An 8,945-nucleotide genomic window follows, 5' to 3' on the forward strand; every position below is an offset into this window, starting at 1 on the left:
GGTCACGGATGCTTGCCCCACTACGTCGTCGTCATCGTCACCCTCACCCCCACCCCCAACAGTTCGGCGGTCGTGAACCTCGGCGGGGCCGACGCAGGTTCGCTGACGACGCGTGAGCGACGGATGACCACGCCGGGACGCGCGACTTGGGCGGCAGGTCAGGCGGCCTCGGCGTGCTCTCGGCCCGGTTCGCGGCCCGTGCCGTCCAGTTCCCAGCCGAGGAAGGAGTAGAGCACGATCAGGACGCCACCGCAGAAGATCGCCCAGTCGGCGAGGTTCATCACGCTGAAGCCGCGGACGGAGATGAAGTCGACGACCGCGCCCTCGAATCCGCCCGGGGTGCGGAAGAGCCGGTCGGTGAGGTTGCCGAGGGCGCCGCCGAGGAGGAGGCCCAGGGCGATGGCCCAGGGGGTGCTGTAGAGCTTGCGGGAGAGGCGGACGATGACGACGGAGACGGTCGTGGCGACGAGCGTGAGGACGATCGTCATCGCCTCGCCGATACCGAAGGCGGCGCCGGCGTTGCGCAGCACCTCCAGTTCCAGCCAGTTGCCGATCAGCCCGACGGGCTCCTCGTTCTCCAGCCAGGCGACCACGGCCAGCTTGCTGCCCAGGTCAAGCGCGTAGGCGAGGCCCGCCACCGCGAGGAGCAGGGGTATCCGCCGGCGGGCGGCCGTGGCGCCCGCTCCCCGGTCTTCATTGCGCACGTCCGCGGCCCGGTCCGGATCCGTCACGTTTCCCTCACCTCGAAGTCTGTCGTCCGGTCGTGTCCCGGCTCACCGTTCCGCCTCAGCCTACGGACTGCCCCTGCCGCCCGGACCTGCGGACATCCTTTACCGATCGGTCGACCAACCGCCCCCGCAGCTCGCCTAGCCTCCTCGTCATGGCACTGATCGACGTGAACGACACCGCCGCGGCCCTGCAGCACGAGTGGAACTCCCGCGTGCTGGGGCGCATCGGCCCGGCCTGCATCAAGGTCCTGCGCATGAACGAACTGCCCCTGGAAGAAGAGGTCCACGATGCTGCGGAGGCCCTGCTGGTCCTCGACGGGCGGCTCGAACTCGACGTCGCGGGCGCGGCCGTGCCGGTCGGGCCCGGGGAGCTCTACGTGATCCCCGCGGGAACACCGCACGCGGTCCGCCCGGGAAGCCACGGCACGCTCCTCATCGTCGAGCTCGAGCCCGAGCCCGAGCTCGATCTCCGCCGACCCGTGGCGGCAGGCTGAAGCTTCGCCCATTCGTGGCCGGTGACGGAGAAGGCCCCAGGCCCCCGGCCCCCGGATCCCCAGTCGGTGGACGGCCTGCAGTTCGGGCAGGACGCCGTCGGCACGAGGTCGGTCACGGCCGATGGACGCCTCCTCACCAGGAAGGTCCCCGGCGCCCTTCAGCTGCCCGACGTCACCCTGTCCCGGCCTATGGACGCGTCCGAGGAGTGGGCGGACCGGGTCACCCGGACGGCGGCCCGGCAAGGTGTCGATCCGGAACGGGCGGACCTCTCGATTTCGGCGCTCGACGCGGCGAAGAAGCCGCTCGTTCGCTTCCGTCTGGTCAATGCCTGGGCCTCGTCGTGGGAGGGGCCGGGGCTGCGGGCGGGCGACGGCGACCCGGCGATCGAAAAGATCACGATCGTTTACGAGGACATGACCGTCGATAAGTGATCGCCGCACCCAGCACGTCTCAGCCGAGCAGTCCGGTCAGCCCGGCCGCCCCGCCCGCCCGGGCCACGGCCTCCAGTTCGTCCAGGGCCGTGCGGGCCCGCTCCGCCGCTGCCGGGTCGCGTCGTTCCAGGCCGCTCTCCTCGAACTCGTCCTCGTCCAGGCGGAGCACCGTGGTGCCGTCCGCCGAGACCCACAGGTCGAGGTCCAGGTCGGTGGAGACGACGCCGTCGCCGGTGATCTGCGCGGGGCGGGTGATGTCGCAGTACCAGCCCTTCAGGGTGCCGTCGGCGGTGCGTACTTCCTTGACGGCGTACCAGCGGTCGCGCCAGTAGTGCTCGGTGAAGACGTCGCCGCGTTCGAAGCGGACGAAGCCGAAGTCCCGGTCCGAGGGGGCCGCCCACGGCGCGCGCACGACGGCGTGCGTGCCGTCGTCGCGCACGACGACCGCGGGGTAGCCGATGCCGGACCGGGACTCCTTGACCAGGGTGACCGTCACGTCAACACCGGCCTGCAAAACAACATTCGAGGTGCTCATGGAGGGAGAGACTTCCCCATGGGCGGCGTCCGGGGCCAGCGGTTTTAGCCGATGACGGACGCACACGTGGTCGGGGTGGCGTGCTCCGGGTCGAGGGCGTTGGCGACCTCGTGGGCGACGACGCGGTCGACGGTGCCGATCGCGATGTGCTCGGAGAGGTCCACGGCGCACAGCTCCTGGAGCAGGACGTTGCGCACGTCGGGGCCCGACAGGTAGCCCGAGGTGTACGGCGTGACGACCTCGTCGTACTTGGTCGCGATGACCGTGTAGCGCACTCCCGGCACGGTGTCGGGCACGGAGTTCATCTTCTTGAGGTAGTCGGAGCCGAGCGCCTGGTCGGTGAGGCCGGGCGTCATGCCGCCGAGCGCCTTGCGGGCCCCGGGGATCTTGTCCATCAGGGTGACCAGGCCCGACAGCGTCGTGCCGTGGTTGTTGGGGGCGATGCCGGTGAGGGAGTTCACCTTGTCCTTGCCGCCCAGGAAGTTGAGGTAGTAGCGCGGCATCGCGCCACCCTGGGAGTGGCCGACGATGTCCACCTTGTCCGCGCCGGTGGCGTCGCGGACCTTGTCGACGTACGCGGAGAGCTCCTCGGCCGACTTCGCGATCGGGCCGAGGCCGTAGAACACCGGCACGCCGGGCAGTTTGCCGTAGTCGAGGGAGAAGACGCAGTAGCCGCGGTTCTTCAAGTAGGGCGCGAGGACCAGCCAGTTGTCCCAGGAGTTGCCGAGGGTGCCGTGCACGAGGACGACGGGGCGCGGGTGGGCGGCCGACGGCTTGCAGGAGTAGTCGTTCCAGCCGCTGCCGGCAGTCGTGCCGGCGGCCGCGGCCTCGGGGGCGGTGAGGGCGGCGGCCGAGAGGGCGAGAGCCAGGGCGGGGAGCAGGGTGCGCAGGGGTCTCCAGGACAGCTTCATATGAACACCTCGCTGGTGGGGGATGGTCCCGGCGGTGGGCACACGGGTGACCAGGAACAGGAGCTGGGGGGCTGAAAGGCCGTTAACTTACCTGCGGGTAAGAATGCGTGGATCTTCCTTGATCGGTCAAGGAATGCGACACATGTTTTTCATGTGCGGGACGCCGGCCCGTAACGTCCGTGCCGGGGGATCCCCCGGCCCCCGGCCCCCGCACCGCCGCCGCCGGGCCCACCGCGGCCGGCCCGAAGCGGGCCCGCGCCCGGTCGACGGCCGCCTCGATCCGGCGCGCCTTCTCGTCGGCGGGGTCGAACGACAGCTGGTGCGCGGCAGATCCGGCCTCGCCGAGGCCCTCCGCGCGCAGCGCCACGCCGCGGACCCGGGCGCGCTGCAGCCCGAGCGCGTCGTGCAAAGCGTACGCGGCCGAGGTCAGCACGGGGGTGTGCGCGGTCGGCTCGGCGAAGGTGCGGGAGCGGGTGGTCACCGAGCCGTCCGCGTAGCGCACGGTGAGGGTCAGCCCCCGGGCGACCCGGCCGCTCTCCCGCAGCCGGCCGCCCAGCGCGTCGGCGAGCGTCAGCAGGGCGCGGCGGCGCCGGCCGGCGTCCAGCTCGTCCCGGCCGAAGCGGTGCTCCGCGGCCATCGAGCGGGCCCGCGCGCCCGGGGTGACGGGGGTCGGGTCGATGCCGCGCGCCCGCTCGTGCAGCCGCCTCCCGGCGGCGGGCCCCAGGATCCGCTGCAGTGCGGGCAGCGGCGCGGCGGCGATCCGGCCGACACTGTCGAGCCCGTACGAGCACAGGGTGCGGGCGGTGGCCGGGCCGACGCCGTACAGGGCGGCGGCCGGCTTGCCCGCGAGGAACGCGGCCACGGCGGCCGGGTCCCCGGGCAGGGTGCGCACCGCGCCGGGCGGCCCGTCCTGCGCGGCCATCCGGGCCAGCATCGGGTTGCCCGCGATGCCGATCGTGCAGTCGGCCCCGTACCGCGCGAGGGCCCGCACCCGCACGAGCGCGGCGAGACCGGCGGGGCCGTGCCCGAAGTACCGTGTGGCGCCGCGCACTTCCATCAGCGCCGCGTCCGGCGGCACCGCCTGGACGACGGGCGTCACCTCGGCGAGCAGCGCGAGGAGCCCGTCGTAGGTGTCCTCGCCCAGGGGCGCGCCCGGTGCGCCCGCCTCGGCGTGGAAGTGGACGTAGAGCACGGTGGGCGCGGGCGCCCCGGCCGGACCGGCCCGGCCGGCCGGCGGATCCGGTACGGCGGCGAGCCGCGGGCGGGCGCTCATCCCGCGCTCCCCGGGCTCGCGTGCCACAGCTTGCGCCCCGTGGCCGCGCCCTCGCCCGCGGGCTGAAGGTCCGCCCACGGGTGCATGGCGTAGCCGGTGGACAGGCGGATGCGCCGCCCGGACGGCGTCGCGGCGGCGGATGCAGAGGGCTCGCCCTCGGCGAGGAGCTCGGCCACCGCCTCCAGGCCGCCCTGCGCGCGGAGCTTCGTCAGCTGTGCGAGGTCCCATGCCGCCGCGCCCACCACGCTCAGGCTGCGCGGGCCGCGGCGCTGGACGACGCCGCGGACGAGCAGCAGCCAGGAGTGGAAGAGGGTGTGCGCGCAGGCGGGGTGGCTGTCGTCGAAGAAGGCGCAGTCGACCAGGCCCGTACCGTCGTCGAGGGTGGTGAAGATGACGCGGCGGCCGGAGCGGACCGGCGGGGTCTGGGTGGCGGCCTTGGCGCCCGCGACCAGGACGGTCTCCCCGTGCCGGGCGTCGCGCAGCAGCCGGGCGGGGACGACGCCCAGCTCGGCGAGGAACGCCCGGTGGTCGGACATCAGGTGCCGGGAGGTGTCCATGCCGAGCACGCCGAGCTCGGCGCCGAGCCGTTCCTCCGCGTCGAGGTCGGGCAGGCCGATGGGCTCGGCCCGTACGCCGTCGACGAGGGTGGGCTGGGCCGCCCCTCCGCGCCGGTGCCCGTGGTGCAGTTCGGCGATGTGCAGGAGCAGGTCGCGGCGGTTGTCCCCGAAGGCGTCCAGCGCGCCGACCCGGGCGAGGCGTTCGGCGACGGGCCGGGTGGGCCGGGCGCGGCGCCACAGGTCGGGGAGGGAGGTGTACGGGCGGCCGTCCGCGATGCGGGCGGCTTCGGCCTCGCCGATGCCCTGCACGTCGGAGAGGGCCATGCGGAGCCCCCACACGCCGTCGCCGGGCGGGCGGGACACCACCTCATCGGACATCAGTTCGATCGAATAGGCCGTGCCCGACCGGTTCACGTCCAGCGGCAGGATCGGCACGCCGCGCCGCCGCGCGTCCGCGAGCAGCAGCCGCTTGGGATACATCCCGGGGTCGTGGGTGAGCAGCCCGGCGTAGAAGGCGGCCGGGTGATGGGCCTTCAGCCACGCCGACTGGTAGGTCGGCACGGCGAACGCGACGGCGTGCGCCTTGCAGAAGCCGTAGCTGCCGAACGCCTCCACGATCTCCCAGGTGCGGCGCACGGACTCGGGCGAGCGGCCGAGCTTCGCCGCCTCCCGCGCGAACCACGCGCGCACCCGGCCCGCCAGCTGCGGGTCCGACAGCGCGCGGCGCGTCTCGTCCGCGAAGTTCCGGTCGCAGCCGGTCATGATGTGCAGGATCTCGATGATCTGCTCGTGGAAGACGACCACGCCGTACGTCTCGCGCAGCGCGGGTTCGAGCTCCGGGTGCGGGTAGTGCACGGGCGCGCGCCCGTGCCGGGCCGCGATGAAGGGCCGCACCATGTCGGCCGCGACCGGGCCCGGCCGGAAGAGGGAGATGTCGACCACGAGGTCGTGGAAGGTGGCGGGCTGCAGCCGGCCGACGAGGTCGCGCTGGCCCGGCGACTCGATCTGGAAGCAGCCGAGCGTCTCGGTGGACCGGATGAGCTCGTACGTACGGGGGTCGCCCGGTGGCACGTCCGCGGGGTCGTCGAGGTCGATGCGCCGCCCCGTGGCCCGCTCGATCTCGGCCACCGCGTGCGCCATCGCGGACTGCATCCGCACGCCTAGCACGTCGAGTTTGAGCAGCCCGAGCTCCTCCACGTCGTCCTTGTCGAACTGCGCCATGGGGAAGCCCTCGCCGCTGGTCGGCACGACGGGCGTGCGGGCGCGCAGGGACGCGTCCGACAGCAGCACCCCGCACGGGTGCATGGCGATGCCGCGCGGCAGCCCGTCCAGCGCCTCGACCAGCTCCCACAGCCGGCCGTGGTCCTCCGCGGCCACCGCGCGCAGCTCGGGCAGCTCCGCCAGGGCCGCGCGGGCGTCGCGGGCGCGGATGTGGGGGAAGGCCTTGGCGAGCCGGTCCACCTCGGCCGGGTCCTTGCCGAGGGCCGCGCCCACGTCCCGGATCGCGTGCCGGACGCGGTAGGTCTCCGGCATGGCGACGGTCGCGACCCGGTCCGCGCCGAAGCGGTCGAAGATCGCGCGGTAGACGTCCAGGCGGCGCGCGGACTCCACGTCGATGTCGATGTCCGGCAGCGCCTTGCGGTGGACGGACAGGAAGCGCTCCATCAGCAGCCCGTGCTCGACGGGGTCGGCGTGGGCGATGCCGAGCAGGTGGTTCACCAGGGAGCCCGCGCCGGAGCCGCGGGCGGTGACCCGCACACCGAGCGCGCGGGTGTCGTCCACGACCCGGGCGACGGTGAGGAAGTACGAGGCGAGGCCTTTGCCGGCGATGACCGCCAGCTCGGCCTCCAGCCGCTCCCGGTAGGAGCGCTTGCGGTCGTACCCGCGCAGCACCATGCCCGCCGTGCAGCGGGAGCGCAGCACGCGGTCGGCGGTGCGGCGCCCGGCGCCGACCAGGTGCGCCTCGGGGAAGTGGACGCTGCCGAGCCCCAGGTCGTCCTCGGGGTCGACCAGGCACGCGGCGGCGGTCTCCTCGGTCGTGGCGAGCAGCCGGCGGGCCGCGTCCCGGCGGAGCCCCGCGGCCTCGGCGATCCGCTCGGCGAGAGCGGCCATGTCGCCGGGCCCCTTGAGCCAGCGCTCCCCGCCGTCGAGCCCCTCCGGCCCGCGGGGGTCGATCGGCACCAGCCGGCGGGCCGCGTCCAGGACGTCGGCGACGGGGCCCTGCCCGGGGTCGGCGTAGCGCACGGCGTTGCTGAGGACGGCGGGGACGCCCTGGTCCGCGGCGAAGCCGACGGTGCGGGCGGCCAGCCGCAGGGAGCCCGGCCCGGTGCCGGTGCGGCCGTGGCAGACGGCCTCCAGCCGCAGGGCGTCACCGAACATTTCCCGCCAGGGAGCGAGCAGCCGGGCGGCCCGGTCGGGGCGGCCCGCGGCGAGCCCGCGGCCGGGCTCGGAGCCGGGTCCGAGGAGGACGTACAGGGGGGTGCGGATGCCGGGGGCGGCCGCCGCGAGGTCGGCGCGGGTCAGCTGGGGGCGGGCCCCCGCGGGGGTGCCCCCGGTGCTGCCGCCCGCGTGGGCCGCGGAGACCAGTCCGCACAGGGCGGCCCAGCCGTGCGCGCCGTCCCGGGCGAGGAAGACCGCACGCGGCGCGGAGTCGTCGACGAAGGCGCCGCCGCGCACGGGGGTGCGGGGGCGGCTGTGCGCGGACGGCCGGCCGTGGCGGTGCGGGGGCGGCGGGGGCTCGTCCCGTACGGCCAGGTCCACGCCGAACACCGGGCGCACCCCGGCCTTGGCGCTCGCCCTGGCGAACCGGACCGCTCCGGCGAGGGTGTCGCGGTCGGTGAGGGCGACGGCGTCCATGCCGCGCTCGGCGGCGCGCTCGGCCAGGTGCTCGGGGTGCGCGGCGCCGTACCGCATCGAGAAGCCGGATGCGGTGTGCAGGTGCGTGAAGGTGTTGAGCCCGGTCATCGCACCTCCTGCCGCTGTTCCTGTCACCCCCTGGCCGAAAACCGCCCTCTCCATCCACCATAAACCACTCTCTCGAACATTCGTACGAACGCGTGTGCGAGGCGGCGTGCGAGGGGTGTCCGAGGGGGTGCGACGGAGGGGCTTCGATCACCCGGACAGCCCGCACCGCCTGCGACGGCCGCCCGCAGACCGCAGGCTCGGGGCATGCCCACATTCGCCCAGGAACTGCGCAGCGCGGTGACCGGCCGGGCCGCGGTCCTGGTGATCGGCGCCCTGGTGCTCCAGCTCGCCTTCATCGCGTCCTACGTCGGCGCCTTCCACGACCCGCGGCCCAGAGAGGTCGCCCTGGGCCTCGTCGCCCCCCGGCCGATCGGCGCGCAGCTGGAGGAACGGCTCGACAGGCTGCCCGGCAGGCCCCTGGACGTGCGCACGGTGGACGGCGGCGAGCCGGCGGCGACCGTGGGGATCCGCAACCGTGATCTCGACGCCGCGCTCGTCGTCGACCCGCGCGGCACCACCGACACGCTCCTCGTCGCCGGTGGCGCCGGCGCCTCTCTCGCCCAGGCGACCGAGGCGGTGCTCGCCCGGGCCGAGGCCGTGGAGGGGCGCACCGTACGGGTCAGGGACGTCGCGCCCGCCGCGGCCGGCGACGCCCGCGGCCTGACCGCGTTCTACCTCGTGGTCGGCTGGTGCGTGGGCGGCTACCTGTGCGCCGCGATCCTCGCCATCAGCGCGGGTGCCCGCCCCGCCAACCCGCACCGGGCCGTCATCCGGCTCGGCGCCCTCGCCCTCTACGCGGTGGCCGCCGGCCTCCTCGGCACCCTCATCGCGGGCCCCGTCCTGGACGCACTGCCCGGCAGCATCCTCGGACTGTGGGGGCTGGGAGCGCTGGTGGTCCTCGCGGTCGGGGCGACCACCCTGGCCCTCCAGGGCCTCGCGGGCATCGTCGGCATCGGCCTGGCCATCGCGATCGTGGTCGTCCTCGGCAACCCGAGCGCGGGCGGCGCCTACCCGTACCCCCTCCTGCCCCCCTTCTGGAACGCCATCGGCC

General features: G+C 74.5%; 8 protein-coding genes. 3 read left to right on the plus strand and 5 right to left on the minus strand.

Annotated elements, in window-relative coordinates; genetic code table 11:
• Positions 1–158: 158 nt before the first annotated feature.
• Entirely contained in the window at positions 159–731 is a 573-nt protein-coding gene (gene lspA / locus ACSNOG_RS30390; RefSeq protein WP_436755922.1) for a signal peptidase II, read from the minus strand.
• Between the two features lie 149 nt (positions 732–880).
• Between lspA and ACSNOG_RS30395 the strand changes: the two genes are divergently transcribed.
• Positions 881–1,222 carry a cupin domain-containing protein gene (locus ACSNOG_RS30395; RefSeq protein WP_436755923.1) on the plus strand — a complete coding sequence of 114 codons (342 nt, stop codon included), beginning with the start codon at positions 881–883 and terminating at the stop codon, positions 1,220–1,222.
• Positions 1,223–1,288: 66 nt separating this feature from the next.
• The gene (locus ACSNOG_RS30400) at positions 1,289–1,654 is read left to right on the plus strand and encodes a phage tail protein (RefSeq protein WP_436755924.1); all 366 of its coding nucleotides are present in this window, start codon (positions 1,289–1,291) and stop codon (positions 1,652–1,654) included.
• 19 nt (positions 1,655–1,673) lie between these two features.
• Here the strand turns inward: ACSNOG_RS30400 and ACSNOG_RS30405 are convergent, their stop codons facing one another.
• From ACSNOG_RS30405 to ACSNOG_RS30420, 4 genes are all read right to left on the minus strand, one after another.
• Entirely contained in the window at positions 1,674–2,189 is a 516-nt protein-coding gene (locus ACSNOG_RS30405) for a DUF402 domain-containing protein (protein WP_436755925.1), read from the minus strand.
• 44 nt (positions 2,190–2,233) lie between these two features.
• On the minus strand, positions 2,234–3,100 hold the full coding sequence (locus ACSNOG_RS30410) for an esterase/lipase family protein (protein ID WP_436755926.1): 867 nt from the start codon (positions 3,098–3,100) through the stop codon (positions 2,234–2,236).
• An 82-nt stretch (positions 3,101–3,182) separates the two neighbouring features.
• Positions 3,183–4,373, minus strand: coding sequence for a DNA polymerase Y family protein (locus ACSNOG_RS30415; protein WP_436755927.1), 1,191 nt, complete (start codon positions 4,371–4,373; stop codon positions 3,183–3,185).
• Entirely contained in the window at positions 4,370–7,894 is a 3,525-nt protein-coding gene (locus ACSNOG_RS30420) for a DNA polymerase III subunit alpha (RefSeq protein WP_436755928.1), read from the minus strand. The genes ACSNOG_RS30415 and ACSNOG_RS30420 overlap by 4 nt, the downstream gene beginning before the upstream one ends.
• A 204-nt stretch (positions 7,895–8,098) precedes the next feature.
• Here ACSNOG_RS30420 and ACSNOG_RS30425 point away from each other — a divergent pair.
• Positions 8,099–8,945 (plus strand): DUF3533 domain-containing protein (locus tag ACSNOG_RS30425; RefSeq protein ID WP_436755929.1); only part of this gene is annotated, 847 nt, incomplete at its 3' end.

It is taken from the genome of Streptomyces sp. URMC 124 (assembly GCF_051386455.1).
Taxonomy (GTDB): Bacteria; Actinomycetota; Actinomycetes; order Streptomycetales; family Streptomycetaceae; genus Streptomyces.